Origin of the sequence: Streptomyces sp. NPDC058274 (genome assembly GCF_042881375.1) — a bacterium.
Taxonomy (GTDB): domain Bacteria; phylum Actinomycetota; class Actinomycetes; order Streptomycetales; family Streptomycetaceae; genus Streptomyces.
Genome location: NZ_JBHVXW010000010.1, coordinates 150,455 through 175,644, shown reverse-complemented (window position 1 = coordinate 175,644; position 25,190 = coordinate 150,455). Strand labels below are relative to the sequence as shown.

27 protein-coding genes are annotated in these 25,190 nt (G+C 67.5%); 12 read left to right on the top strand and 15 right to left on the bottom strand.

The features are described from left to right. Positions 1-244: 244 nt before the first annotated feature. The 13 genes from ACFVYF_RS21510 to ACFVYF_RS21450 all read right to left on the bottom strand — a co-directional run bounded on the left by ACFVYF_RS21510 (position 245) and on the right by ACFVYF_RS21450 (position 10,148). Positions 245-1,789: a YfjI family protein gene (locus tag ACFVYF_RS21510; protein ID WP_389457542.1), complete on the bottom strand. Its 1,545-nt coding sequence runs from the start codon at positions 1,787-1,789 to the stop codon at positions 245-247. 226 nt (positions 1,790-2,015) lie between these two features. Continuing rightward, positions 2,016-2,927: a bifunctional DNA primase/polymerase gene (locus ACFVYF_RS21505; protein WP_389457540.1), complete on the bottom strand. Its 912-nt coding sequence runs from the start codon at positions 2,925-2,927 to the stop codon at positions 2,016-2,018. Positions 2,928-3,011: 84 nt separating this feature from the next. Then, positions 3,012-3,485 carry a hypothetical protein gene (locus tag ACFVYF_RS21500; RefSeq protein WP_389457538.1) on the bottom strand — a complete coding sequence of 158 codons (474 nt, stop codon included), beginning with the start codon at positions 3,483-3,485 and terminating at the stop codon, positions 3,012-3,014. Then, the gene (locus ACFVYF_RS21495; RefSeq protein WP_389457537.1) at positions 3,482-3,742 is read right to left on the bottom strand and encodes a hypothetical protein; all 261 of its coding nucleotides are present in this window, start codon (positions 3,740-3,742) and stop codon (positions 3,482-3,484) included. The genes ACFVYF_RS21500 and ACFVYF_RS21495 overlap by 4 nt, the downstream gene beginning before the upstream one ends. 12 nt (positions 3,743-3,754) lie before the next feature. Further along, positions 3,755-3,949, bottom strand: a complete 195-nt coding sequence (locus tag ACFVYF_RS21490) for a hypothetical protein (RefSeq protein WP_389457535.1) — start codon at positions 3,947-3,949, stop codon at positions 3,755-3,757. Continuing rightward, positions 3,946-4,221 carry a hypothetical protein gene (locus tag ACFVYF_RS21485; RefSeq protein ID WP_389457533.1) on the bottom strand — a complete coding sequence of 92 codons (276 nt, stop codon included), beginning with the start codon at positions 4,219-4,221 and terminating at the stop codon, positions 3,946-3,948. The genes ACFVYF_RS21490 and ACFVYF_RS21485 overlap by 4 nt, the downstream gene beginning before the upstream one ends. Before the next feature lie 141 nt (positions 4,222-4,362). After that, on the bottom strand, positions 4,363-6,600 hold the full coding sequence (locus ACFVYF_RS21480) for a cell division protein FtsK (protein WP_389457531.1): 2,238 nt from the start codon (positions 6,598-6,600) through the stop codon (positions 4,363-4,365). Between the two features lie 92 nt (positions 6,601-6,692). Next, positions 6,693-7,073, bottom strand: coding sequence for an RRQRL motif-containing zinc-binding protein (locus ACFVYF_RS21475; protein WP_389457529.1), 381 nt, complete (start codon positions 7,071-7,073; stop codon positions 6,693-6,695). Next, positions 7,073-8,074, bottom strand: coding sequence for a DUF2637 domain-containing protein (locus ACFVYF_RS21470; protein ID WP_389457527.1), 1,002 nt, complete (start codon positions 8,072-8,074; stop codon positions 7,073-7,075). The genes ACFVYF_RS21475 and ACFVYF_RS21470 overlap by 1 nt, the downstream gene beginning before the upstream one ends. Continuing rightward, a complete protein-coding gene (locus tag ACFVYF_RS21465) occupies positions 8,071-8,724 on the bottom strand; it encodes a GGDEF domain-containing protein (RefSeq protein WP_389457525.1) in 654 nt (217 codons plus the stop codon). Before ACFVYF_RS21465 ends, ACFVYF_RS21470 begins: the two co-directional genes overlap by 4 nt. Beyond that, positions 8,721-9,320, bottom strand: coding sequence for a hypothetical protein (locus tag ACFVYF_RS21460; protein WP_389457523.1), 600 nt, complete (start codon positions 9,318-9,320; stop codon positions 8,721-8,723). The genes ACFVYF_RS21465 and ACFVYF_RS21460 overlap by 4 nt, the downstream gene beginning before the upstream one ends. Then, positions 9,317-9,604 carry a hypothetical protein gene (locus ACFVYF_RS21455; protein WP_389457521.1) on the bottom strand — a complete coding sequence of 96 codons (288 nt, stop codon included), beginning with the start codon at positions 9,602-9,604 and terminating at the stop codon, positions 9,317-9,319. Before ACFVYF_RS21455 ends, ACFVYF_RS21460 begins: the two co-directional genes overlap by 4 nt. Positions 9,605-9,764: 160 nt before the next feature. Next, positions 9,765-10,148 carry an ATPase gene (locus ACFVYF_RS21450; protein ID WP_389457519.1) on the bottom strand — a complete coding sequence of 128 codons (384 nt, stop codon included), beginning with the start codon at positions 10,146-10,148 and terminating at the stop codon, positions 9,765-9,767. A gap of 505 nt (positions 10,149-10,653) precedes the next feature. Here ACFVYF_RS21450 and ACFVYF_RS21445 point away from each other — a divergent pair. Both ACFVYF_RS21445 and ACFVYF_RS21440 read left to right on the top strand, forming a co-directional pair. Further along, a complete protein-coding gene (locus ACFVYF_RS21445; protein WP_389457517.1) occupies positions 10,654-11,421 on the top strand; it encodes a helix-turn-helix domain-containing protein in 768 nt (255 codons plus the stop codon). Next, positions 11,421-11,894 carry an NUDIX domain-containing protein gene (locus ACFVYF_RS21440; protein ID WP_389457515.1) on the top strand — a complete coding sequence of 158 codons (474 nt, stop codon included), beginning with the start codon at positions 11,421-11,423 and terminating at the stop codon, positions 11,892-11,894. The genes ACFVYF_RS21445 and ACFVYF_RS21440 overlap by 1 nt, the downstream gene beginning before the upstream one ends. Here the strand turns inward: ACFVYF_RS21440 and ACFVYF_RS21435 are convergent. After that, entirely contained in the window at positions 11,882-12,451 is a 570-nt protein-coding gene (locus tag ACFVYF_RS21435; protein ID WP_389457513.1) for an HD domain-containing protein, read from the bottom strand. The two genes, ACFVYF_RS21440 and ACFVYF_RS21435, sit on opposite strands and share 13 nt — an antisense overlap. A gap of 11 nt (positions 12,452-12,462) precedes the next feature. Next, the gene (locus ACFVYF_RS21430; protein ID WP_389457692.1) at positions 12,463-12,909 is read right to left on the bottom strand and encodes a GntR family transcriptional regulator; all 447 of its coding nucleotides are present in this window, start codon (positions 12,907-12,909) and stop codon (positions 12,463-12,465) included. 319 nt (positions 12,910-13,228) lie between these two features. Between ACFVYF_RS21430 and ACFVYF_RS21425 the strand changes: the two genes are divergently transcribed. From ACFVYF_RS21425 to ACFVYF_RS21380, 10 genes are all read left to right on the top strand, one after another. After that, complete coding sequence (locus ACFVYF_RS21425) at positions 13,229-14,965, top strand: AIPR family protein (RefSeq protein ID WP_389457511.1); 1,737 nt, start codon at positions 13,229-13,231, stop codon at positions 14,963-14,965. Between the two features lie 1,264 nt (positions 14,966-16,229). Next, entirely contained in the window at positions 16,230-16,883 is a 654-nt protein-coding gene (locus tag ACFVYF_RS21420) for a hypothetical protein (protein WP_389457510.1), read from the top strand. A gap of 780 nt (positions 16,884-17,663) precedes the next feature. Further along, positions 17,664-17,996 carry a hypothetical protein gene (locus ACFVYF_RS21415; RefSeq protein WP_389457508.1) on the top strand — a complete coding sequence of 111 codons (333 nt, stop codon included), beginning with the start codon at positions 17,664-17,666 and terminating at the stop codon, positions 17,994-17,996. A gap of 24 nt (positions 17,997-18,020) precedes the next feature. Continuing rightward, positions 18,021-18,332, top strand: coding sequence for a pore-forming ESAT-6 family protein (locus ACFVYF_RS21410; protein WP_389457506.1), 312 nt, complete (start codon positions 18,021-18,023; stop codon positions 18,330-18,332). 97 nt (positions 18,333-18,429) lie between these two features. Next, on the top strand, positions 18,430-18,822 hold the full coding sequence (locus ACFVYF_RS21405; RefSeq protein WP_389457504.1) for a DUF6507 family protein: 393 nt from the start codon (positions 18,430-18,432) through the stop codon (positions 18,820-18,822). Beyond that, entirely contained in the window at positions 18,819-21,332 is a 2,514-nt protein-coding gene (locus tag ACFVYF_RS21400) for a hypothetical protein (protein WP_389457502.1), read from the top strand. Before ACFVYF_RS21405 ends, ACFVYF_RS21400 begins: the two co-directional genes overlap by 4 nt. Then, on the top strand, positions 21,329-22,189 hold the full coding sequence (locus tag ACFVYF_RS21395; RefSeq protein ID WP_389457500.1) for an immunity 49 family protein: 861 nt from the start codon (positions 21,329-21,331) through the stop codon (positions 22,187-22,189). Before ACFVYF_RS21400 ends, ACFVYF_RS21395 begins: the two co-directional genes overlap by 4 nt. Before the next feature lie 25 nt (positions 22,190-22,214). Continuing rightward, the gene (locus ACFVYF_RS21390) at positions 22,215-22,562 is read left to right on the top strand and encodes a hypothetical protein (RefSeq protein ID WP_389457499.1); all 348 of its coding nucleotides are present in this window, start codon (positions 22,215-22,217) and stop codon (positions 22,560-22,562) included. 29 nt (positions 22,563-22,591) lie between these two features. After that, on the top strand, positions 22,592-23,971 hold the full coding sequence (gene eccD, locus ACFVYF_RS21385) for a type VII secretion integral membrane protein EccD (protein ID WP_389457498.1): 1,380 nt from the start codon (positions 22,592-22,594) through the stop codon (positions 23,969-23,971). A gap of 9 nt (positions 23,972-23,980) precedes the next feature. Beyond that, on the top strand, positions 23,981-25,147 hold the full coding sequence (locus ACFVYF_RS21380; RefSeq protein WP_389457496.1) for a hypothetical protein: 1,167 nt from the start codon (positions 23,981-23,983) through the stop codon (positions 25,145-25,147). Positions 25,148-25,190 lie beyond the last annotated feature (43 nt).

Below are 25,190 nucleotides of genomic sequence, written 5' to 3'. Positions count from 1 at the left end.
ATACACAGAAACCCTGGATTGGCGGGCTGACCTGCGGCGATGCCCCACAGTGGAGGCTGCCACAGAAATCGCAGGAACTTCCACAGAAACAAGCGGCCGGACCGGCGGGACCGGTGCCGGGCTATTTCTGTGGCTTCTCGGTTCGTTTCTGTGGCAGACCACTGGAAGCCCCTGACGCGGCTGTCTGTGCTGGTCAGGGGCTTGCCGGGGGTATTTCTGTGATTCTGTGGTTTCTGTGGCGGGGTCAGGCGGTCGGTTCGGTCAGGCGGGGGTGGACCAGGTAGCGGGGGGAGGGTGGCCGGCCGCGTCCTCCGGTGCGGTGGACGGCTTGGGCTCGCACGTATCCGTGGTCTTCCAACAGGGCCAACACGGGGTCCAGGTCGTTGGCGGTGCGGAACTCGGAGCGGGAGAGCTTGACCATCAGGTCCCGCTTGCTGACCTCGCGCCACCCGTGGGTGCGCAGGGCTTCCAGCACGGTGCGGGCGCGTTCCGTGATGCGGTCGGCGCCCATCGAGTCGAACGCGGCGAGGCTGTGGCTGATGAAGTACTCAGCCAGTGCGATCGCGTCGCGCATGGTCGCTGCCGCCACGGGCACCGTGTGCCCCTTGGTGAGGTGTTCGGCGAGGTGGAGCAGGGCGGCCATGCGGGCGGTGGCGCCGACCAGCTTTCCGCCCCAATCGCCGATCTGGCCCATGATGCCGCCGCGGGCTTCGAGCATCGGTTCCACCCGGGCCTGGAAGGCGGTGAGGGTGATGACGGCCTCGGGGGTGAGCTGGATGGAGGCGGGGTCGGTCCACTCGGCGAGGAACAGCGTCAGGTCCAGGACGTGGCGCCGGTAGGTCTCCATCACCTGCTCGGGGATGGGGTCGGGCTCGATCTTGCGGCTGCCCACCAGCGATTCGGGAACCGAGTAGAGGAACCTGCCGAGCAGGCCGCGGCCCTTGAATCCGTCCTGCTTTCCGATGTCGTCCAGGACCTGCGGCTGGACGCACAACCCCATGGTGAGGGCGGGGTGTTCGATGTATTCCTCGCGGGTCTGCCGGTCGACCTTGAGACGGTCGCCGGCGTGGCCTTTGAGGAAGACACCCATGTTGGGCTTGCCGGAGTACCGTCCGGCGATGATGTCGAAGATGTCGCCCTCGGCGGACATGACGGCGATCCGGCCGCCCTGCTCCGCCATCCGTGAGGTGACCGTCTCGGCAGTGGTGTCGTCGGCGAGCAACTGCGGTTTGACCGGCACGCGGACGCTGTCCGCGGTCTGCGCCAGCGCGATCGCCGTAGCGACCATCTCGTCACGCTCATCCGCGCTCGCGGATGCCGCCTTGGCGGTGGCCTTGTCGGCCGCTTCCTTGGCGAGGCGTGCGGTCATCTCCGCTTCCACGATGGCCGGTTGGATCAGCGTGCGCAGTTGCTGCTCTGCCTCATACAGCGGGTCCGTGAGCAGGCCGAACACGGCCGATTTGCGGTTGGCGGGCGGCAGCGAGACGACAATGTAGAGGTTGGTGGGCTCGCGCCAGTGCCCGCGCACCTGCACCACCGACCGGCCGCCGGCCGCCGTGGCGAGCACCGACAGGGCGATGCAACCGGCGAGGTCGACGGGGGTCTGTGTCTCCTCGGCGACCGCAGCCACGAACTCCCGCAGCCAGCCCGGCAGCGAGCCCACGGGGAAGGGAGTGAGCTTGCGCGGACCGGCGAGAGGAACGGGCTCTTCCCACACGGGTGCGGGCGGCTCTTCCAGGGCGGGCAGTCCGGCCCACAGGTCGGGACTGTCCACGGACTGTGTGGTCATGAGGCTGCCCTCCCTTCGAGGGTCGTCAACAGCGGGCACGCAGTGCGGTGTTCGCCGTGGAGCTCCACGAGCCGCACCACCGTGGCGCGGCCGTCGTCGCCCTGCGGGTCAGGACCAACAGCAGTGCGGACGCCTTCGGCGACGTCCTTTCGGTCGCCTACGGCCACCCGTGATGGGTGCTGTATGGCGTTCTGAGGCTCTTTGAGGGAAATGGCGGGCTTACTGGTCACGCCGCGCCCCTCTCGGCCGTCTGGAGGCCGTTGGCGACCGCGCGGCGCGCGTAGTCCTCGGGCACACCCACGGAGACGGCCGCGGCGACGATCTGCCAGCCGATGGCGTCCAGTCCGCACGGTCCGGGGCACTGTGCATGCTGGGCTCCCAGGAACCGGGCGACACCGAACGCCTGTGAGGCGGCCCCGGATTCGGTGCGGGCGCGCACGAGGGTGAGGCCGCGCTCCAGGCCGGTGGTCACGTACTGCCCGGTGTGGCGGCAGCCGGTGGCGACTGTGTGATCCCAGGTAGCGCGTTCGGGGAGGGAAGAGACCACCTTCCCCGGGGCGGAGGTGGTCTCTTCCTTCACGACCAGGGCGAGGGCGGCAGGCGGCAGAGCGGCCATGGTGCCGGTGCCGGGTCCGAGCCAACGGGCATACTGCATGAGCGACTTGACGTCCACGCCAGGCCGAACCGCGTTGGCTGACTGCATCGCCCCTCGGTAGATCCAGTGCTCACCGCGGGTGGTCGACACGGTCCGCGTACCGGGCAGCGCCTGCCGCGCCCACGCGATCGCGTCCGCGTTATCGAGGTCCACGACCGTCAGCCCGGCGCCCCCAGGGTGGTAGGCGACAGCCGCAGCCTGCCGCCACGCCGGCGCCCACGCGCGGGAGGCGAGCACGGTGGTATCGGTGGTGGCTGCGGCCCAGGCGTGGCACACCGCGGGGCACTGGCAGGGGCCCGCGCTCTTCATGTGCGCGCGTCCACCGCACGCGCCATCCGCGCACGTCCGGCAGTTCCCGAACGGCACCTTTCCGGCTCGCAGCGGCAGGACCGGCACGCCTGCAGCGGCGAGTTCCAGGGCCGTCCGCAGGTGGGTCCCCGCCGGATTCGCGCCGGGCAGCGTGGTCTTGCGATCAGGTGTCATGCTTGAGGTCTCCTGTTTCTGTCGAAGGGACGGAGAACCGGGGCGGTCGCGGTCTTTGGCGAGAGGCGACCGCCCCAGCCACGTCTAGCCGTGGAAGGTGTTGCGCTTGATCACGGCCTTGCGGATGTGGACCGTGCTTCCACGTCCGCCACTGATGGCGCGGACCGGGGTGCGCCAGGCGAGAACGGCGAGGGCGATCCACATCGCGGCTCCGGAACTGAATCCGGCGACGGCGTTGATGACCTCACCGATGCCGTAGCCGACGCCGGCCGACAGGGCTCCCCCTCCGATCCCGGCGCCGATGAAGCGCTGAGCGATCGGGTCCAACAGCGGCAGCGGGGTCAGGTCGCGCGGCTCCGGGCGGACCATCGGGAGCGGAGCAAGATGCTTGGGCATGGGAACCATGCGGCCGTAGGCGTCCGGCACCCACACCACCGGGCCCCGTTCCGCGGCCAGTTCGACGGCCGACGGGTCCGGCGCGTACAGGTCCAACGCTGCCGGGTCGTACGCGGGAGCGGTCGGGGTGTTCGGCCGCAGGGCGGGAACGTACTCGTTCACTTCGCACCTCCGGCGAGGTGGGCACGTCCAGCGTCGGTGATGGTGGCGGCAACAGCCAATGGGTCGTCTCCGCTGACTTCGAGCAGGCCACCAGTGGTCAGCGGGTAGAAGGTGCGTGCCTGCACGGCATAGCCGCGCCGGTGCCCGGCCAGCCGCCACCGGCCGCGCGGGATCGCGCGGAAGGTGACGCCCTCGCCGGAGTCGTAGGCAGCCACCGTGCTCAAGAGCTTGAGCACGTGCTTGGGCATGCGGGACATGGGGATCTCCTGTCAGTTGCCCAGGGCGGACAGGGCGTCGGCGGACGCCTGCACGAGGTTGTGGATGGGCTCGTACGCGCCGGTCCCGGCGACGAAGAACCCGAACAGGAACAGCACGATGGCCGCGCCGCCACCGGCGGACTTCGTCTTGACAGCGAGAGCGGACGCGGCGCCGAACAGCAGCACGGCGGAGATGTTCAGGATCATCGCGAGCCCTCCGGGCGCGGGGTGTCGGTGCCGGCGCGGTAGATGCGGGCCCACCGGTTGTAGAGCCAGCGGCCGACGCGTATGCGCTTGCCGGTGGCCTTGCAGCGGCGGCAGTCCTTGCCGCGCTTCTGGCGGCCCTTGCGGTCGGTCTTCATCTGGAAGCCCCAGCCGTTGCACTTGCGGCAGTTGCCGAACGGCGAGGCAGCACACACAGCTACGTAACACAGCGTGACGCCGAGCAGGAGCGTGATAGCGAACAGGACAGGGGTCATGACGGGCCCTCCAGGGCGGTTTTCAGGGGTTTCCGCAGGTGGGCCGCTATGCGCTAGCGACCTGATCAGGGCTGGTTTGGGGCGCTAAGCGAGCCGCTAACGCTAGCGGGGTGTGCCGCTAGCGCTAGCGGCCCGTGACGGTCAGCCCGCGTCCCGCTTTCCGTCACGCTCCGCAACCGCGGCCGTGACGTGGGAGCGGTCGACACCGCGCCGGTTGACGACCTTGCCGTCCACGCGGCGGCCCACCTGGATCGTGGACAGGCCGCGCGGCTTCAGGGCCGCGGCGAGGGTCTCCGGTTCCCATCCGTCGTAGACCTCGGGGCGCAGTTCGGCGAGCCGCGCGACGACGGTCTCGGACCACACCTTGGTCTCCTTGACGGGGATCACGGCGAGGATGTCGGCGAGCAGGTCGTACGCGCTCGCCACGGTCTCCGGCTCCTCCCCCAGCGCGTGACCGGACAGCAGTCCGGCCTTCTCGCGCGCCGTGCGGGCGCGGGCGGCGATGCTGTCGGCGCCGGGTCCGTCGACGTAGACAGAGCCCACGATCCGGGCATCGGAGCCTTCACCGATGAAGTAGTGGATGCCCTTGTCTCCCCAGCTGAACATGGTCGCCCGCACACCGCGCTTGTACGCGGAGGTGCCGAGCACCATGTCGTTCTCCAGCTGGCCCATGACCTTCAGGCACCAACGCGCCGACGCGTTCGCGGAGATGCCGGTGGGCAGCGCCTTCGCGTCCGGCCGCTGCGTGGCCAGCAACAGCACGATGCCGGTAGCCGGACCGCGTTTGACCAGGTCGGTGGCGATCTCCTCGAACTCGTCCTTGTGCTTGGGGTGCTCGAACAGCACCTGGCACTCATCCACCCCGATCACGATGGGGTGCAGGCCGAGCGAGCGCTTGTCGGCGAGTTCGCTGGTCACCTTCGACTCCGGGCAGATGTCCCGCGGAAGCGAGCGGATCACCTTGGTACGCCGGCGCAGTTCCTCACGCAGCGCCCGGAAGTCATTCAGGCAGTACTCGATGGCGTCGTCATCGTCGCCCGCGGCGTGCCGGTGCGAGACGGCATTGCCGACCGGGTCCAGGTCGCCGGTGCCCTTCATGTCGTAGGTGTGCAGCTCCGCCCGCGGGTCCAACGCGGCGATCAGCAGGAGCAGGCGGAGCAGGAAAGTCTTGCCCATACGCGGGATGGCGCCGATGATGCCCGCGATGTACATGAGCGTGACCTCAACCCAGCGTCCGCGCTGGTCGGTGCCGTAGGCGACGGGCTTGAACAGGTTCACGCTGCCGCTGGTCAGCAGCGGCCACTTGGGCTTGCGGGACGTCGACATGTCCTGATCGCCGACCCACAGCACGAGATGGCCGGTGTGCTCGTTGGGGACCGCCTCGGGCCACACGCAGCCCAGTGGCCGGCGCAGGCCGGAGGCGAGCCGGTCGCGACGCTCGATGACGTCGGTCACGGTGACGCCGTAGGGGAGGTTCCCCTCCGCGCGCCATCCGGGACCGTCGCGGGTGATGGGGGCGGTGAACTCGAAGCCGTCGCGGCCCTTGCCCTGTGCCTGGTTGATGGCGGGGATGCCGAGCGAGCCGAGCGCACGCAGCACGATGTCACTGGTGAGCTTGACAGCCGTGGGCAGCTCCACCGCCCGGTGGATGACCGGGTCGTCCGCCTTGCGGCCTGCGGCCCCGAGCGCCATCACGACCGCGCCGGCCGACAGGGCCTGAAGCCAGTCGGGGGCGAGGACGTAGATGGCGAGTGCGGAGCCGAGCCCGATGAACATGGCGAGCACGGCAACGAGGGTGCGGAGTCGGACCCGTCCGTCGCGCTGCCGCGACAGTTTCAGGTACTCGGCTGCGTCCTCGCGTCGGACGGCGGCGAGTCGGACCGGCTCGCCCTCGCGGTCGGCCATCCACCGCATGGTGCCGCCCACGAACTTCGCGGCACCGGACGGCGCCTGAAGCGTGAGGCGTGCGGCGTAGACCGGGGAGCGCAGCGCGTGGTAGCCGACCGAGTGGGCGTAGTGGCGCGCCACCCATCCGGTGGCGGTCTTCAGCTCCGCCACGGACTGAAGCCAAGGCGGAACGACCGGACGGCGCTGTGCGGCGAGCAGCCGACCGAGGTAGCCCGGACCGGTCGCCTTGGCGGTCGGAAGATCGACCATCACACGGGCGGTCGGGTCGCCCGACTCGGCACCCGACCGGTCCGGCATGAAGTCGGGCGACGGGTCGGCGTCGGGTCGGGTGGTCGGATCGGCCGACTCGGTACGGGCCGACCGTGCCTTGTCGAGGTCGACTACCTCGCCCCCGGAGTCGGGTCGGAGGTCGGAGGTCAGTTCGGCTTCGAGCCGGTTGAACAGTTCGTTCTCGTCGTCGGGGTGCTTCACTGAGGGTCCCTTCCAAGGGGAGGAAAGGCGGGGTCCGGCCGTCGCTGTAGGAGGTGGGCGGACGGACCCCGCCGGATCGTCGTGCAGGGTGTTCAGGCGGCGCGCTGTTCCTCGGGGTAGGCGCAGGGCACGCACATGCCGAGCGAGGTCGGGATGACGTATCCCGCGTCGGTGCGGCACTGCGGGCAGGTACGGCGGGCGCACATCGCCTTGGCGAGCGCCGCCCGCTTTCCGGGCGTCATCGGCCGGACGGGCTTGGCACGGTCGACGCGGTAGAGGTAGGCGACCAGCGGGCCGCGCCGGTAGCGCGGTCGCAGCACCTGAGCCGCGATCGGCTGACCGCCCGGACGTAAGCCACGGGCCCGCAGTTGGCGGCGCGTGGCGAGCCCGTCCGGGGCGTAGCGCCACGGGTAGGTGGGGATGCCGAACTGGCTGCCGGTCGGGTCGTAGCACTTGCTGAATGCCACGGCCATCAGGCGGCCTCAGCCTCGGACCCCTCGCCCTCCGCGTCGTCCACGGAGTGCAGCGGGCGGCCGTCGGCCCGCTCGGACTTCAACGCGTCACGCAGGTTGCGGGCGTTGGCCTGCGAGACGTGCACCGCCGTGCGGATGCGGTCCGCGGTCAACTCCGTGTCCGGCCACTGTGCGGTGACCGTGCGCGCCTCGGTCAGCAGTTCCTCGAAGGTGCGCTGTGCCTTGGGCTTGCCCTTGGCGGGGGTCCGGCGGCGCGGGCGCGGCTTGGCCTCGACCGGGGGCGCCGGCGGAGTCTCCGCCGGGGGCGGTGCGGGTATCTCCTGTTCGGTGGCGGGGGCAAGGTCGCCCATGCGCAGCATCACGCGCTCGCGCCGCGGGGTCTTCGTCCGCCACTGGCGGCCGTAGCGCTCGCGCAAGTCCGCACGGGCCAACTGCCGTTCCTTCTCCCGTGTCAGCGCCTCGGAGTAGGAGGTGACCTCCCACAGCGTCATGCGGCGCCACAGCGCGAAGGTGGACGGGAACGCCAACAGCCAGCGGGAGAACCGGATCTTCTCCATCCGGCGACCGGTGGCCGCGCCGATCCGCACGGCGTAGACGTGCGCGCCGATCTCGGAGAAGACGACCCACAGCAGCGGCATCGTGCCGTGCGCGACCTTCGCGGACAGGGAGTGTCCGGCCGCGATGTTCAGCCCGCACGTGATGAGCGTCAGCACCCAGGGCACGAACCGCACCCAGGCCAACGCCATGTCCATCCGGATCAACAGGAGATTGGCGACGGTGAACACCGGGATGGACACGTCGATGCCGACTGGCAGCATCCACGGAGCGGAGAATCCCCAGCTCGCCGCGGCAGCGGACACCGCGTCGAAGGAGGAGATCAGACCGAGCGCGCCGACGCCGGCCGCGGCGAGCGCGCCGATACCGGCGAGGCCCATTTCCGGGCGGGTCAGCGGCGGCACCCCGGTCGGCTGGGCTTCGGGGGCGGGGGTCGTGGTGGTCATGCCGCTGTCTCCGTTCCGCCGTGTGTACCCGGGCGTCCGGCGCGGCGGCCGTTGGCCGTCTCGCTCTGCGGGGTCAGGTCCAGGGCGGTGAGCCAGTCGGCACCGGAGCGCTTGGCCGCGTACATCTGCTCATCCGCCAGGCGCAGCAGCGTGGACAGGTCCACCTCGTCGGTACGGGGGTCGTAGGCGACCGCGCCCACGGAAGCACCCACCGTGAGGGAGCGGCCGTCGACGGTGACCGGCTGCTCGATGGCACGGGTCAACTCACCCAACGTCCACGACAGATCAGCCAGGCTGAACACACGGGCGACTGCGGCGAACTCATCGCCCCCGAGGCGCACGACGATGCCCCCGTTGACGTCGGCCCATTCTGCGAGCCGCCCACCGGTGGCCGCGATGACCGCGTCCCCGGCAGCGTGCCCATAGGTGTCGTTGATCCCCTTGAACCTGTCGAGGTCGAGGACGTAGACCGCACTGCGACCGCCCGCCAACACCTTCGGGGCACGCTCAGCGAACGCGTCACGGGTGAACAGGCCCGTCAGCGGGTCACGGCGCGCGGCCTCGATACGGCGGCGCAGGCGTACCGCGTGCAGGGACCATCCGGCTGCCGTCGGCAGTCCGGCCGCCGCGGCAATCAGCAGCTCGCTCATGCCGCACCCCCCTGGAACGGCGGGTTGACCAAGCCAGTCAGGGCGGCGATCTCGTCGCCGGTCAGCACGGTGTGTTCGTCCATGGCGTGCGCCACGGTGCGGATCTCCCGCCACAGGTAGCCGATCTTGCGGCGTGCCATCCCGCGCACCATCCCCCACGACTTGCCGCCCTCCGGGGCGGCGCAGCGTCCGAGGCGGTAGCCGAACTGGGCGAGCACGTCGATAGCCAGCTCACGGTCATGGTCGGCGGCGCACGCGGCGGCGCGCTCCGGGGTCCACAGCCCGTAGGTCATGAGGTACTGCGCGTGCGTGATCTCTCCGGCCGCGCACTGCGCGGCGTAGTGCCAAGGCGGGGTGTCGTGCGTCTGATGCTTGGTGCTGCCGGTGACGGCGAACATGCCGGGTTCCGGCTCCCACGCGATGACCTCGGACGTGATGATGTGCATGCCGTAAGCCATGGACAGCACGGCGTGCCCAGCCTCGTGAAAGGCCATGCCCAACCGGGCCTGTTCGTAGGTCAGCGGCATGTCGAGGATGGGGCGCGGCTTGCCGGTGTGGTCGGTCAGTTCCTCGGGAGCGGGGGCGGTGTTCCTCATGCCGCAACCCCCCTGCGTGCCGAGCGGCGGCGGGCGGGACGGGCCAGCGGGATGACGTCGAACAGGTCCGGGTTGTCCTCGATGACCTGCGCGGCCATGCGGACCAGGTCGTCGGCAAGGTCCGGGCTGTCGGCGAGGATGTCGCGCGCCGCGTCCAGGCGGGCGGCGCGCTCTTCGTCCGTCTCACCGTCGACCCCGAGCCACAGTTCAACCGGGGTGCCGAGTGCGAGTTCCGCGAAGTCCTCAGTAGAGATGGCCTGTTGGCGGCCGATGAACGTGCGCATGGCGGTTCTCCTGACATCGAAGGGATGCCGAGGCGGTCGCGGTCTTGGGCGAGAGGCGACCGCCCCGGATGAGCACCCCGGGCCGCGCGTGCGGCGGGGTAGTGCCCCGTCCGGGAGTCGAACCCGGCTTGGCCATCGGGGCGCTTGAAGGAAGAGGGCGTCAGCGCTGGACGACGGGCTTGTCCAGGTCGCGGTGGTGGACGGTGACGCTGTGTCCGGCCGCGGCCAGCCGCTCGGCAAGCGCGCGAGCGAAGGTGGGGGCGCGGTGACGGCCGCCGGCGCAACCGTCGGCGACAGTCACCGTTCCGGCGCTGGGACCGGACACGAACGCGGCGACCGCCGTGGCGGTGGCCTCCACCAGGTCCGTGATACCGGGCGTGTTCAGGACTGCCGTGCGGACCGGCTCGTCGTTCGCGGTCATGTACCGCAGCTCTGACGACACGTGAGGGTCGCGGAAGTGGTGGCGCAGGTCGATGGTCAGGTGTGTCGCGGGCGGCTCGTCGTGCAGGTAGCCGAACGACACGATTTCAACAGCAGCGCTCATGAGGACTCCAGGAAGCGAAGGGATGTTCCGGTTCCCCTCAGCCCCGCTCGTACGAGACGAGCGGAGGAGGCAACCGGCCGCCGCAGGAAGCGCGGCGGCGAGGTGAGGTGGTGCGCTGTCTCCTTCGGGAACACGAGCTCCCGTTACAGGCGTATGGAGACGTGACCTTTCGGTCCAAGCCCTCCGGACTGCCAAGGGGTCCGGGTCCCTCGCCCCCGCCGTAGCGGGGCCTCATGACCCCTCTCGGGGCCCTTTCCGTGCGCTCGTTCGGTTCACCGAAGCGACCCGAGTGAGAGGAACATGTATTACGTGTTCCTCATCTTGTAGAGAGGAGTTCGCCCCGTCAAGCCCTTCGACTGTTTGGAGTTCGGCAAGCCCTCGCGCTCGATGTACCTACAGACTGGCGTCGGCGCCGACGACGATCGACTTCGCGGATGTACAGCTCGGGTCGTACTTGGCTACCGTGAAGTCGTACCAAGTCGTCCCAACGAGGCGGGGGTTGGACGTGGCGAATGAGCGACTGCGCGGCGCGATAGTGGACTTGGGCCTGACGCTCGATGAGGTCGCCCAACGGCTCGGGGTCGCGGCCAAGACGGTCGAACGATGGATCAACGAGCCTGAACGCAAGCCATATCGCCGCTTCCAGTACGCGACCGCATCGCTTTTGAAGTGCGAAGTGTCGTACCTGTGGCCGGACGAACGCACATCAGCCGAGGTCACTGCCTCTGGCAACGCGGAGTTGGTCAGGCTCTATCCGCACCGGTCGGTCGTGATGCAAACCCTCTGGACGAACCTCTACTCCAAGGCGACACGTCAGTTTGACCTGTTGGTGTACTCCGGGTTCTGGCTCACGGAAGATGCGTCGTTCCACCGCATCGTGAAAGAGAAGTCAGCCGACGGAGTGCCCATCCGCTTCATCCTGGGAGAGCCCACCTCGCCGGCCGTAGCGGTGCGCGGCGAGGACGAAGGGATCGGTGCGGCGATGGCAGGCAAGATCCGGAACGCCCTCATCAACTACGGCCCGCTCTTCGGCCTCCCCGGGGTGGAGTTCCGGTTGCACGGTACGACTCTCTACAACTCGATCTACCGGGCCGATGACGAGATGCTGGCGAACGGGCACCTCTACGGCGTCGGCGCCTACATGGCCCCCGTGCTACACCTGCGGCGCGTGCCCGGCGGTGAACTCTTCGACGCATACGCTGAGAGCGTTGAGAAGGTCTGGGAATCGGCCCGCCCGATCTCTTCACCTGCCGATTGGGAAGGCACTGCCTGATGAGCCGCATCGACTACTTCCGCGACCCGAACGCCCCTCAGGCAAACTCGGTGGTGCCCTCGGTCACCGCGGTCGTCCGAGACGACACGGGGCGGTTGCTGCTCATCCACAAGACGGACAACGATCTGTGGGCACTGCCCGGTGGCGGCCACGACATCGGCGAGCGCATCGGTGACACCGCCGTCCGTGAGGTCGCGGAAGAGACCGGCATTGACGTTGAGGTAGACAGCATCGTGGGGCTCTACACCGACCCTGAACACGTGCTGGCGTACGACGACGGAGAGGTCCGGCAACAGTTCTCCATCTGCTTCCGAGCCCACCCTGTCGGGGGTTCTCTGCGTACGAGCAGCGAGTCAAAAGAGGTCCGTTGGGTTGACCCAACGGACCTTGACGGGCTGGACATTCACCCGTCGATGATGCTGCGCATCCGCCACGGGCTCGACGACTCGCGGCGAGAGCCCTACATCGGCTGACCCTCCGCAGAGACCTGCGCCAACCGGACCTCAACACGATTCGCAGCCGCATGGATCTCGGGGGCCGCGCGCTGAATGAACCGCCCGACGATCGTGTCCGGGCCGTACCGCTGCACGATCTCGTCCAGCCGCTCGGCCGGCGTGGTTTGCGTCCCGTCCGGCGTCGTCGTCATGTCGCAGTACAACAGGGCGTCGACCAGGTCCGGACGCTCTAGCTCGAACTCCCCCTCTAGCTCCTGCCTCAGTCCGCGCTCCTCGGCTTCCAGCAGGGCGCAGGAGTGGTGGGCCACGAGACGAACGACCCGCCCGTCTGCCTTCTCCTGGTCCCGGAGGAACCGCGCACCGTCCAGGGGGTGAAAGCCGGTCGTGGCGATGGCCGGCGAGTACCCGATGTCATGCAGCACCGCGGCAGCTTCCAGCAACTCGGCATCGTCACCCATGATCGGGCCCAAGGAGCGAGCGCGCTTGGCCACCCCCAGCGAGTGCGCCCACCGACGCGGCAGCGGATCGGACAGCAGCGATTCGGAGAGCGAGTACGCCCACTCAGTCAGTCCCATGGCGGCCAAGACTACGGCCGGGTTGTGGGGGTCGGGAGAGCGCGCACGGTTCGCCCCTTGCCATGAACGGTGGCCAACAGGCCGTTTCCCTCCATCTGAGCAAGGACACGACGCACGGCGGTGCGGGAGGCGCCGAACCGCTCGCAGAGCTTCGCTTCGGATGGGTACGTGTCGCCGACTGAGAGCGAGCCCTCTGTGATCACGTCAGTCATCCGTTCCGCGAGGGACCGGCGGTCACCACTCCGAGCAACGCGCCACCCGATCCCGGGAGCAGACTCAACAACCCCGTCGACTTCGAGAACCTTGAGAGCGCGACGGATCGTGTTGCGGGAGACCCCGTGCGAGCTCATCAGGTCAGCCTCTGACGGCAGGACGTCGATACCCTCCCCCTCTTCGATCTCGTTTCGCAGCGCCTCCGCAATGACCAGGTAGGTTCCACGCGGACTGGCCTCCGGCACTTCGGCTCCTCTCGTGTCGCTCCATCGCTCGACGCCAAGGATCCCACGGGCCACGCGGCACGCGTATGGATCTCTCTCAACCAGTCACGATGACTAGTCGGTAACCCGTGACCGCCCTTGCCTAACTTAGGCGGAGCCCGTGCCTGACTCTGCGCGACGGCATCAGGGACTGACCACCTACCCAGGTGGGCCGCCCCTGTCCATCGAATCTCGCTTCCCGGGGTCACTAAAGCCGCTACTCTGCCTATCTGCGGACGTCCGAGGACTGCCCTGCCTCGCATGCACCACAACACCGCTAGGTAGAAACTTAAGGTGAAGCATGGATCGCATTACCCAAGGACTTGTCAAGCAATTCCAACAGGAGCGAGGACTTCGGAACCTTACAGAATCTGAGTCTTTTGAAGATTTTGCAGGATTTTGCGTAATCAGTAGCTACTTTGAGGACGAATTTGACCCCGAAGAATTCCGAATGGGCGCAGGGGGCGACCTTGGCGTAGACGTCGCCGCGATCATTATTAACGGCGACCTCCTCTTGGATGCAGCCGACGTTAGAGCCGCCGCAGCCCAGGCCAGGACACTTGATGTCAGATTCATTATCGTTCAAGCCAAAACAACTCAAGGCTTCGAGGCAAAAGTCTTCACCGACCTAGCAGACAACCTTGTTGAATTGTTCACATCGGACACCCTTGATTATCCCGCATCACCAGAGATCGCGAATCTGCGAGAATGTATCGATGCGATTTATTCAGACCTAGGAAAACTTTCCCGCGGTCTACCTGCCCTTTCCGTCCGGTATGCCTCAACAGGCACAGTGGGCGACAACATGCTTGAGGCAAAACGAAAGACTGCGATCAAAAGACTGGACCGGACCAACTTTTTTAGCGAGGTTGACGCAGCACCGTTCGGGGCACGAGAATTGCGCGATCTGTACCAGCGCGCGACGTCAGCAGTTTCTGCCGAGTTCTCTATGCCAAAGCGAATCACCCTCCCCAAAATGCCGCTCGTGGATCAGGCATTTCTCGGAATTTTGCCGGCGACAGATCTGGTGAGAGTCATCACTGACCCTGGGGGAGGCATCCGAAAGACCCTCTTCTTTGAGAACGTTCGAGATTTCCAGGACTACAACCCCGTAAATCTGGAGATCCAGCAAACGGTTAGGGATCCGGAGAATCGTGATCGCTTCGCTGTCCTGAACAACGGCATCACCATCGTTACGCGAGAACTTACACTCGCGGGCGACGATATCCACATCCGCGACTTTCAAATCGTGAACGGCTGCCAAACATGCCATGTCCTATTTGACGAGAAGACCAACTTGACTGAAGGTATCCACGTCAATGTGCGGATCATTCAATCCCGAGAAGAGAATGTAATCACGGGAATCACAACTGCCACCAACAGGCAGACAGCCGTAACCGACGAGGACCTTCAAGCCCGAGAAGTCTTCCACAAGGAGCTAGAGGGACTTTTTCAGTCATTCACAGAAGGTGAGCGACTCTATTATGAGCGGAGGTCTCGCCAGTACAGCTCTCAGCAGACCGTGGAGAAGACACGGATCATCACCAGGTCCCTTCTAACTCGAACATATGCATCCATGTTCCTGAATGAACCATCGCGCGCAGGTCGCTACTACAAGGAACTCAAAGAGACTCGCGAATCTGACCTGTTCCAACCGACTCAGAGCGCACTCGCCTACTACACAAGCGCAGCCACTTCATACCGAGTTGAATGGCTTTTCCGAAACAAGAGGATCGACCGCAAATATGCACCGAGCAAATATCAACTCCTAATGGCCGTCAAGGTCTACCTGCTAGGGGCAGGAGATTTGCCACAGGGCAACAGGCTAGCCGACCGCGAGTGCAAAAAGATTCTCGACGTTGTGTGGGATCCGATCGCATCTGAGGAATTGATTCAGAGGCTCCTTCCTGCCGTAGACCAAGCAGCCTTGGGAGAAGACTCCAGCGGGGTAATCACCCGTGACACGGTCCGCACTCAGCGATTCGCTGAGACCCTTCGCCGTGAGGTTCAGCGGTTGGACGGTGCCAAGGGAAAATGAGGGATGTCCACCGAGGCCTGGGGTCGCCCGAGAGCCGTCGCCGTCTCCTGGAGAGAGGAGACAGCGACGGCTCTTGCATCGTGGAGGAGGGATCCTCGCCGGCAATCACCGATCGCTGGCGTTCGCCCCGCCAGGCGACAAGCCATCAGGGTTCCTAAGTCGCGCTTTGAGCATCCGCGTCAAATCGGATTGGCTGCGCTGCCGATCGTCCCAAGCTCGAATGAAGTCCTCAGGTGCTACAGGGATAGGTTCTTCGCGCTGCCACGCACCCAGGCACTCGATTGCATGAGTTGCAAGAGCCTGAGCAGTCCACTGCCGACGTATCGGCGTCTCCCTGACAAGCTCGCGCCAGTCCTCCAAAAGATCCAGTGTGCGGATTAGTCGCTCGCGCAATCTGGCATCACGGATGACATGAGCCGCAATCTTCGCTGGCCCCAAGGAATCGCCCAGGACGGGACCCCACTCACGCGCACTCCTGGAGTAAGCGTCTCGCGTCTCTTCGCTGATCGGATCAGGCGCTGACTCTGGGGGCAGGTCTGGTTCCCAGGGCATGGTGCGCAGGTGCCTTTCGATCTGCACAAATGCTTCGGCGAGTGCGGCAACGGCCGCGTCTTGCCGAGCTTCCAGTCGCTCGCCTTTGGCCCGCTTCGCCTCCCAGAGGTGCGCGAGATAGCTGGCTCCAAGCGAAACGCCAGCACCAAGCAGCACAAGCCAAAACTCCGTCATGTGCTCAGTGTGGAACCGCCCGCGATGTTTGGTCTACACGGGCGCGCGCCTACCCCTGTGGCCGCGTCGCTCGCGACCACCCCGACGTGCAGGGCAGACACAGCAACAGAGTCACGCAGGGGCACCGTGCAAGGTATGCGATAGAGATCGATGCTTCGTCTGGCACCGTAGGGAGAACATCCAGGTCAACTGGGTTTTGGTGACGAGTCTAGGCATGCTCTCCGGAGCCGTGTGCGCAGGTTCGAATCCTGCCGGGGGCACCCTTCACACGGTGCCCAAAGACCCCGTCACCAGCGGAAACGCTGAGGCCGGGGTCTTCGCGTATGTGCAGGCGGATGCCGCCCGGAGCGGACGTATCTCGGGGTCCGTGGACGAGGCGTGGACGGGATCTTGGAGCATCGCCGCGGGTGGCGCGTCATCTGGACGCCATGCCGCCGCCCTCCCCGCTATCTTCGTCCCGATGTCGGACGGTGCTGGGGTGGGGAGCCCAAGCCTTGATGCGCCTGTCACGCCGTCTTAGGCCGTCGCAGGCGGATGAATGGACGAGTTGGGGGATCTCGTGGACGTGACCACGCTTGCCGTCGCAGTCATCGGAGTTGTGGGAGCACTGGGCGGGACCCTCGGTGGGGCAGTGCTCAGCCAGCGCGTCACCCGCGAGCAGCACCAGCGGGCCGATCGTGAACGGGCAGAAGACCGACACGACCGAGCGCAGCAGGCACGACGGGATCTCTATGCACGATTGAACACCACGGCTCGCGCCTACCGCGTCGCTGCCCGAGACGCAGTCCGAGCGGCCGAGCGCGGTCAGGCCGCGGAACCCGCAGTCCTTGACGCTGCCAAGGACGCTTGGTTGGAGAACTACTCGGTGGCACAGATGGCTCTCCCGAAAGACGTCCATGAGATCGCCTCGGCCCTCAACCGGGCGCTCGGAGTCGGGTACACCGTCGTAAAGCAGTTACCGACCAGTCCCGATCTCATAGCGGCGTACACCCGTGCCGGAACGTGGTTCAGCGGTCCGCTGTCCGACGGCGTGTACCTCCTGCGGGTCACTCTGCGCCATGACCTCGGTGTCGAAGTCCAGCCCGACTTCGCGCAAAGTAGCTCTCGGATGCTTGCTGAGCTCAATAGCGAGCGAAGGAGCCTTAGACGTCTGCTCACCTCGGAGCAAGCCCAGGCCACTCGCTCGGCTTGACGGCCCAGACAAACGACGACGCCCCCCGGCACCCTGCCGAGGGTGTCGATGCCCTTGGCCGTGCCGAACACCTTCAAGTGGGCGCGGAGCATGGCCACGAGTGGCGGGGGATCGGGACCGGTCGGTCTTCCTTGGGCTCCTTCGACTTCAGTCGACGCTTGTCGTTGCGCTCTCCGCCTTCTGTCCACTGCTTACCCGACACGGTGTGTGCCGTGTGCCGGCCGACGAGGAACCGGGCCACTCCGAACGCCTGGGATCCGGCGCGCGATTCGGCGCGCGCACGATGACGAGTCCGCGCTTCAGGCCGGTGCATACGTACCGCTCGGTGTGGCGGCAGCCGGAGGCAACGGTCCCGGTCCCAGTCGATGTCGACGCGGTCGGGGACGGAAGCGACCACGCGACCGAGGTTCTGCAGCTTCGGCGCGATGGGCACCGGCGCTGAAGAGCGCTCCGGGACGCGTGTGAACCTGGCTGACAGGGGGTCAGCCGGCACCGCTCAGTTTCCAGCCATCACCGACGTCACGGGGCCGGCCGCACCGCAGTCACGAGTCATCTGTGCAGCCACTGCCAAGACCACCAGGAAGGCATCCAGCAGTCGGATCAGCGACGCGCGGTGAGGCAACTCATGGGAGGGAACACGCCACTTCACCCGGTACTGCGTTGCGTCTGCAACCAAGGATGCGACAGGATGTTCGACGGACTGTGAGGCGGGTGTGACGCACGGGCACACTGTGGTGGCCGAACAGTCGTGGCACACAACAGACTTACGGGGGTGGGTGGATGAAGTTCGACATGGGGTCGTCGACCCTGGCGGATCTCGGCAGGAGCACGCTCGGGTCGACTGACGACCTGGGCACGCTGATCGGGTGGCTGGTGCTGGCGGCGGAGCCGCTGGAGGGGAAGTTCAACGGGGCGGGCAAGGCCGCGTTCGACTCGTTCAAGAACCATGCGGACGAGATCACCGACGCGCTGAACGGATCGCTGGGCGCGATCCTCGGCGGCCAGGGCGGTATGGACAACGCCTTCGGCACCGGTGACGTCGAGCAGCAGGACAACGCCCACCAGAACATGGGCCAGGCGAACTTCGACGCAGCCCGCTTCGGCGCCCGGTAACAAACACACAGGGGGAATGTGACCATGGGGCAGAACCAGGACCGCCGCTCGTACGACACCGCTGCCTCCACCGAGGTGCAGGGCAGCCTGCAGGGCATCATCGGGCAGCTGGAGCGCGTCCTCGGTGACCGCGACCGCGCAGTGAAGGCCGCGATGGCCGAGTTCCAGGCCGACGGCGTCTCCGACGAGTACCACGGCAAGGAAGTCCGCTGGAACCGCGCGGCCAACGAGGTCCGGGACATCATCCGCCTCGTACGCACCACCCTGGAGCAGAACGACGGCACCGCGCAGTCGACCCTCGCCAAGGCGCGCTCCGCGGTCGACAACATCGGCTGACCGGCGTCACCTGCCGAGATGAGAAGTACCGGGCCGCGTTGCGAGTTGGCAACGCGGCGTACGGGGCTACGGGGCTACGGGGATCAGGGGGCTGTTCGTGAGGGGTTGGGACGTCACTGCGTCCGGGGTCGGGGCGGTGGTCTCCCAAGTGGGAGACGTGATGGGGGTTCTGGACGAGATCATCCAGGCGTACTGCGGTGACATGGAAGGCGCGGCCACAGCTGCCGGCACCATCGCCCCGGGCGGGGCGAGCGGTGACGGCAAGGCACAGGGCGGCCTGGTGGCCGCGGCGCTGGCCGAGTTCATGGAAGGCACCGCGAGCGAGGTGCAGTTCATCGGGGTGCGCCTGGGCAAGTCGCTCACCGGTGCGGTGGAGGCCACTACGGCCTATCAGGCCGGCGATCTGGAGATGGCGGCCGAGGTACAACAGCGGGCTGCCGGCGTGGTGGAGCCGGACATGCCGTCGGGCTGGAAGCGGGGCCGGCTGTGATCAAGCCGGATGACATTCCGCAGTTCACCGGCGACCTGGGGCAGTTGGAGCAGCACATCTGCGCCCTGCGGAGCGAGGCTGACGGCATTCGTCAGGCCGGAGCTGCGGCTCACACCCGTTTCCAGGGACTGTCCGCGTTCTATCAGGCGCCCGAGGCGGACGATCTGTTCGCCTCCACGGCTCCGGTGCGCGACGGGGCCGACGGCTTCGCCGACAAGGTCGCCACCATCGCCGGCGCGCTGACCACGTATGCCATCGAGGTCACGCCGGTCATCGCGCGGCTGAAGAACCTGCAGAGCAAGGCAGCCACCTTCGTGGCCGGTCAAAGGACCAGCAGCGGAGCGTTCGACGACGACTGGATGCGCGACCAGGACAAGGTCGACGAGCACGCGGCGCTCATGAACGACGTGGCGGCCGCACAGGCCGCGTTCACCGCCGCCGAGATCGCCGCCAACAACACGATCACGGCGCTGGTCGGCGGCACGCAGTACGTCATGAACACCGGCGACAAGCAGTTCATCCCACGTGGCGCCGAGCTCTACGGCTACAGCGCCGAGGTACTGCAGCAGGCCCAGGAGCTGCCCTGGGGGACGCCGGTCAGCACGTCCCACCGCTGGTGGGATCCCGATGACCTCGGCTACTACTCCAAGAGCTTCCTGTGGGACGGGCTGATCGTCGACAACGTGTGGGGCACCGTCGACGGCGTCGCCACCCTGGTCGGCCTCAACGGCGCCGACGCCGCCTCGGGCGCCTGGACGGGCCTGGTCCGCGGCCTGCTCGGCGCGGAAACGTATCTCATGGAAGCCGACGGGCGGAAGCCCACCGGCTTCCTGGCCAGTGACTACGTCCAGGACAGCAAGGTGTACGCAAAGGAGTTCGGCAAATCCTTCGTCGCCTGGGACACCTGGAAGGAGAACCCGGCACGCGCCGCGGCCACCGTCGTCTTCAACGGTCTGACCCTCGGTGCCGGACCGCTGAAGATCGCCTCCGCCGGACGGGTGGGCACCGCCGCCAAGGTCGCCTCCGTCACCGCCAGGATCGGCGACGCCATCGACCCGGTCAGCGCGGCCGCCAGGGTCACCACCAGAGGCATACCCAGGATCGCCGAGGTGACAGCCAACCTCCGCGGTGTGAACGACATTCCCGACCTGCGCACCCCGCACAGCGTGCTGGAACTCGCCGATGGTTCCAAGGTCCGCATCGAGGACGGCACGTTCATTCCCGTCGACAAGCATGGCCACGTCATCCATGACGCGCCGCACCAGGAAGCCACCGCGCAAGCGCGGGCCACGCCGGAGGAGACACCTGCGCGGCAGCGGGAGCCCGCCGGAGTCGGCGCCGCCTCACGCACCCCCGGGGCCACGGCTCACGTCGGGGAAGCATCCGGCAGGGCCGGAGCCTCGCGCCCCGTCGGCCCTGGGACCCCGAGGTCCGGTGCCGGGCCGGCCGGCAACGGCCATGCCGGCACGGGCTCCGGCAGCCACGGAGGCGGTGGCTCGGATGACCTCGGTCGGTTCGGCGACGAAGCGCTCGGGGACGGAGTGAACGGCGCAAACAGGCCGGACGGTGACGTCCCTGGTCAGCGTACTGGGATCGAACGCCCCAGTTTCATGCGTGAGGGAGCCGATCCTTACGGACATCGCGGATCGCTCACGCTGGAGCAGATCGAGGACATCCAGGTCTACCGGGCCAACCACGAGCCCGGTTACTTCGAGCACTACTACCGCAAGGACGGCACCCGAAGGCTCCTGGAGCGCTACGACGAGAGCGGACATACCCCGCCGCAGCTCACGCGGCTGTCCGATGACGCACCACTCACCCGCGCCAAAGACGCACCGGCACCGCCCAAGCCGCATTTCCTCGACGACGATTACATCTCCGCGAGGTCCGACACCGTCACGAACAAGGCACGGCGTCGGATCCTGGAGGAGGCTGCACGAATCCGCCACTTCGCCATCAAGTGGGACAACCTCGTCTCGGACTGGAAGAGGGAGACGGGCAAGGCCCACGAGCTTCACGGAACCATCGATTCTGCCGCGCAGTGGGGTGAGGCCCGGGGCGCGTACAAAGAATCCCACACCCTTATGGGGGAAAAGGCCGAAGACTTCGGCGAGACAGCGGCCGAGTACCACTACATCGCCGAGAACCACCCGGACTTCACGAAAGAGACCCTCCTCGGCCCGAAGAGCGGAAACGACCAGTTCGACCAGGTGTGGACGCATGAGGACGGCCGTGTCGTCGTCATCGAGGCCAAGAGCAGCCCCACCACTGAGCTGGGAAGACGTACCCTGCCGAACGGTCGCCAAGTCTCGCAGGGGAGCAGGGAGTACTTCTTCGACATCATCGAGGCCATGAGGAAGCGCGGCGAGCGGGGGCTCGCCACAGATCTCAGAAAGGCGCTTCGCGACGGCAAGCTGGAATACGTGGTCGTGAAGGGAGGCAAAAACACCGGAACATACACTGGCTACGAGTACCGACGTTTCGACATCAGCAAGGGGACTCTCCCGTGACAGTGAACATTGCCCGGCATATTGCACCGCGTCCTGATGCCGTGCAATTCGCGGAGCAGTTGGGTGACGACCTGGCCGAAGAGATCGACGATCTTGAGAGTTCGCCGGAGATGATCGACTTCACGCTCAACTCCGCGGTCATGAACCTGCGTGCGCGGTGCGTCGTCGACCCGCGAGCGGCGGCTGTGGAGACATGGGAAGCCGCGGTCACCGCGATGCAGCTGGGCTCTGCGCTGTTCGCCGTGACGGGCGCCAGCGAGGGCATCATCGAGTCTCGTATCGACCGCAAGATGCGTAGTCTGCCCGCCATTGGCGAGCGTTCCACCGCCGACGCCGGCAACTGGCTGACGGCGTTCTGGCTGGCTGTCATCTGCCGCGAACAGGACCGGATGACGCAACTGTGCGAGATCCCACTGGAGCGCCTGCGTGCGCCGGAGGGGCAGTACGACGAGTACATCTACCACTGGGTGGACACCCTGCAGACGTACTGGCTGCGACGACCGGGGCTGGTGGAGAAGCTCACCGCCACATTCGAGGCGTCGAACTCCTCGGTGGCGCGGATCGCCCCGCGCGACCTGCTGGACGGCGTGCTCTACCCGCCGATCAACCTCTTCTATCACTTCGTACGCAAGGACGAGGAGGGCTTCAGCCCAGCCTTGGTGGAGGCGCTCAAGCTCCACAGGCTGTACTGGACCTTGAACGAGGACCGGGAGGCGGACATCGACGGCAGCATCGCCCTGGGCCCGCTGGCCATCGCATGCCTGGCCTACGACGGAGAAATTCCCATCGAGGTCGAGTCCGACTACCTGCCCAAACACCTGCTCCAGCACAGCTGGCTCGGCGAGTTCCCCACCTGAGAACTGAAACGGACAGCAAATACCTGTGGCAGCCCAGGATTACGACAGCCAATTGCTGGAGTCGGTGTCGGTTCGGCGCCGGCGGCTGCGGGATGCCGTGTTGTTCGGAACGCAGCGGCAACGGCGGTCGGTGGATGAGCGGTTGGGGAAGGTGTTCGCCGGGATCGTGGTCGCGGCGGTGTTGTGCGCGGGGTGTGTGGGCTGGTCGTTCGTTTCGCACCGGGTCATGGGGAAGAGCCCGTACGGCAGCCCTGTGCCCTCTTCCTCGGCTTCCGCGGCGCCTTCGGCGACACCGGCGCCTTCGGTGACACCGGCGACACCGGCGTCTGCGTCCTCGGCGTTCTCGGCGTCGTCGGCGTCCTCCACCCGATGACCGAACGACTCGATGATAGGTTCGAACGCGTGATATCTGCGGGGTCCCTGAGCCGTACGGCGTCGAACCGGACGGCTTTGAGCCGGGTCACTCTGATCGGCGAGCGGCGACGCGTTGATCTCGTCCTCCCCTCTCAGGAACCCATTGGGCTGCTGCTGCCCGAAGTGATGCGGCTGCTGGACGACCGGGTGTCCGTCCGGCCCGAGTTGCGGCATCTCGTCACTGCGGAGGGTTCGGCGCTCGCGCACGACAGCACGCTGGAATCGGCCGGGGTTGCGGACGGCGCCGTCCTGCGCCTCGTGCGGCTGGAGGACGCCCCCACGGCGCCCGTGGTGCACGACGTCACCGATGAGGCCGCTGACGATCTGAATGTACGTCCGTGGCGGTGGAGCCCCGCGTCCCGCCGCGTCGTCGCGGGAGTCGCGACGGTCGGATGGGCCGTCGCGGCCGGGTTCCTGGCGCGTGGCGCGTTCACGCTGTCGGCGGTGGGAAGCGTACTGGCGACCGTTGCCGCGGTGGCCGCACTCGCCGGGGCGCTCTTCGGGCGGGCCGGGCAACGAGGCCTGGCCACCACGCTCCTCGTCACCGGAGGGGCCCTTGGTGCGCTCGGGGCATGGACCGCGGCTGACGCCCATGCCTGGTCCGGCGCGGTGCGGCTGGCCGCCGTGGCGGTCGCTCTCGTGGTGGCGCTGCTTCTGTTGGGCTGGTTCACGGCACTGGGCCGCGGTGGGCTCGTCGGTGCCGCCGCAGTGGCCGGCTGTGTCGTCTGCTGGCAGGTGGCGGTGGCGTTCCAGTCGGGCGCCGGTACGCCGGTGGAGCAGGCCCGTGCGGGTGCGTTGCTGAGCGTCGTCTCGGTTGTCGCCCTGGGTGTGCTGCCGCGGCTCGCGCTCATGGCGTCCGGTCTGTCCGGGCTGGACGACCGGCGATCCAGCGGCACGTCGGTCAGCCGGTATCAGGTGAGCACCGCCCTGACCGCCACTCATCGTGGCCTGGCACTCGCCACGATCGTCCTGGCGGTCTCGGCCATGGCGGCGGGGCTTCTCGTACTGCGCGCTCCCTCGACATGGACCGTGCTGCTCGCGGTGGCTGTCACGGGCGTTCTGGCGCTGCGCGCACGTGCCTTCCCGCTCGTCCACGAGGTCGTGGCGCTGTTCGGGGCCGGTGCCGTGGTCGCCGTCCGGCTCGTCGGGGTGTGGCAGGAGCACTCCGGCGCCGCGGGACCGCTGGCTGCGCTCGTCACGCTGTCCGTCCTGCCCCTGCTGGTGCTGGCGGTGCAGCCCGCCGAGCATGTGCGGGTGCGGCTGCGGCGCTTCGGCGATGTGCTGGAGTCGCTGGGAGTCATCGCCCTGTTCCCGCTCGTCGTCGGGGCGTTCGGCGTGTACGGGCGTCTGCTCGGCACCTTCGCGTAGGGGTAGCTCATGGCTCAGGGAGGGGACTGGCAGCAGGACGTGCTGCGGCAGTTGGGGCAGCACGGTACGCCGGACGAGGCGACCAGACCCGTCTCCACCTCGGCCGAGCCCACAGCGCCCCGGCTGCCGTACTCCGCCCAGGAGCCGCCCGCTGACGCAGCTGGCGCTGCCGGCCCGGATCGCCCTCGGCGCACCACCCCGGCGCCGCAGTCGGAACCCGCCGTCCGAGCGCCTCGCACCGTCCGCCTCCCCCTGCACACCCCGGAATCCGTACCGACCGTCGACCCCCGCCTGGCACACGCCCTGGGGCGCCCCCAGCACGGCGATTCCCTGCCCCGCCGGACCGGACGCACGCTCCGCGGGCTTGCCGCGTCAGCCTCCCAGGATGTCGCCGAAGGGACGCGGATCGCACGGGAGTTGCAGCAGCCGGTCACCACCGGACGGGTCATCGCGGTGACGTCCATCCGGGGCGGGGTGGGCAAGTCGACCGTCTCCGCCCTGCTGGGCCGCACGTTCAACCACTACCGCCACGATCCGGTGCTCACGTTGGAGGCAGACGCGGCACTCGGCACGTTGCCGGTTCGCATGGGGGCGGAATCGGTGCGCTGGTCGTGCGCCGACCTCGCGCAGATACTCACCCCCGCGATGCAACTCACCGACGTCACCGGCTACTTGGTCCCGGTGACAGATGGCGGCTGGCTGCTGCCCGCGAGCCAGGGCCGGGTCGGCGCGCCCATGGACGTACGCACGTATCGCACGGTCACGCTGGCGCTGCGGCGCTACTTCGCGGTGACGGTGGTGGACTGCGAAACCCTGCCGGGCGAGGTGGCCCGTACGGCGATGGACACCGCGCACGCCCGGGTGGTGGTCGCCCCGATGACCGCGGAGGGGGTCAGCGGGACCCGGCAGGTGCTGGACTGGCTGGCGCAGCTGCCGCATTCCGCCCTGGCCGACACCGTGGTGGCGCTGTCCGCGAGCTCCCCCGACACCACGCTCGACGAGAAGACGGCCGCCGCGCACCTTCGGGAGACAGGCGTGATCGTCGTCCCGCTCCCCTATGACCGGCACCTGGCCCAAGGGGGCCCCATCCACACCGCCATGCTGGGCCGGGCCACCCGCGATGCCGCCGTTCGCCTGGCCGCGGAAGCGATGCACCGCGCGGCGCGGGTGCGATGAACACAAGCCAGGTGATCACGCCCCGAACCGCCGCGGCTACAGG

Excerpts from the sequence above, each read along its gene's own strand:
- ACFVYF_RS21510 (WP_389457542.1), bottom strand. The coding sequence starts at position 1,789 with ATGACCACACAGTCCGTGGACAGTCCCGACCTGTGGGCCGGACTGCCC.
- ACFVYF_RS21505 (WP_389457540.1), bottom strand. The coding sequence starts at position 2,927 with ATGACACCTGATCGCAAGACCACGCTGCCCGGCGCGAATCCGGCGGGG.
- ACFVYF_RS21495 (WP_389457537.1), bottom strand. The coding sequence starts at position 3,742 with ATGTCCCGCATGCCCAAGCACGTGCTCAAGCTCTTGAGCACGGTGGCT.
- ACFVYF_RS21490 (WP_389457535.1), bottom strand. The coding sequence starts at position 3,949 with ATGATCCTGAACATCTCCGCCGTGCTGCTGTTCGGCGCCGCGTCCGCT.
- ACFVYF_RS21485 (WP_389457533.1), bottom strand. The coding sequence starts at position 4,221 with ATGACCCCTGTCCTGTTCGCTATCACGCTCCTGCTCGGCGTCACGCTG.
- ACFVYF_RS21475 (WP_389457529.1), bottom strand. The coding sequence starts at position 7,073 with ATGGCCGTGGCATTCAGCAAGTGCTACGACCCGACCGGCAGCCAGTTC.
- ACFVYF_RS21470 (WP_389457527.1), bottom strand. The coding sequence starts at position 8,074 with ATGACCACCACGACCCCCGCCCCCGAAGCCCAGCCGACCGGGGTGCCG.
- ACFVYF_RS21465 (WP_389457525.1), bottom strand. The coding sequence starts at position 8,724 with ATGAGCGAGCTGCTGATTGCCGCGGCGGCCGGACTGCCGACGGCAGCC.
- ACFVYF_RS21460 (WP_389457523.1), bottom strand. The coding sequence starts at position 9,320 with ATGAGGAACACCGCCCCCGCTCCCGAGGAACTGACCGACCACACCGGC.
- ACFVYF_RS21455 (WP_389457521.1), bottom strand. The coding sequence starts at position 9,604 with ATGCGCACGTTCATCGGCCGCCAACAGGCCATCTCTACTGAGGACTTC.
- ACFVYF_RS21450 (WP_389457519.1), bottom strand. The coding sequence starts at position 10,148 with ATGAGCGCTGCTGTTGAAATCGTGTCGTTCGGCTACCTGCACGACGAG.
- ACFVYF_RS21440 (WP_389457515.1), top strand. The coding sequence starts at position 11,421 with ATGAGCCGCATCGACTACTTCCGCGACCCGAACGCCCCTCAGGCAAAC.
- ACFVYF_RS21435 (WP_389457513.1), bottom strand. The coding sequence starts at position 12,451 with ATGGGACTGACTGAGTGGGCGTACTCGCTCTCCGAATCGCTGCTGTCC.
- ACFVYF_RS21425 (WP_389457511.1), top strand. The coding sequence starts at position 13,229 with ATGGATCGCATTACCCAAGGACTTGTCAAGCAATTCCAACAGGAGCGA.
- ACFVYF_RS21420 (WP_389457510.1), top strand. The coding sequence starts at position 16,230 with ATGGACGAGTTGGGGGATCTCGTGGACGTGACCACGCTTGCCGTCGCA.
- ACFVYF_RS21415 (WP_389457508.1), top strand. The coding sequence starts at position 17,664 with ATGAAGTTCGACATGGGGTCGTCGACCCTGGCGGATCTCGGCAGGAGC.
- ACFVYF_RS21410 (WP_389457506.1), top strand. The coding sequence starts at position 18,021 with ATGGGGCAGAACCAGGACCGCCGCTCGTACGACACCGCTGCCTCCACC.
- ACFVYF_RS21380 (WP_389457496.1), top strand. The coding sequence starts at position 23,981 with ATGGCTCAGGGAGGGGACTGGCAGCAGGACGTGCTGCGGCAGTTGGGG.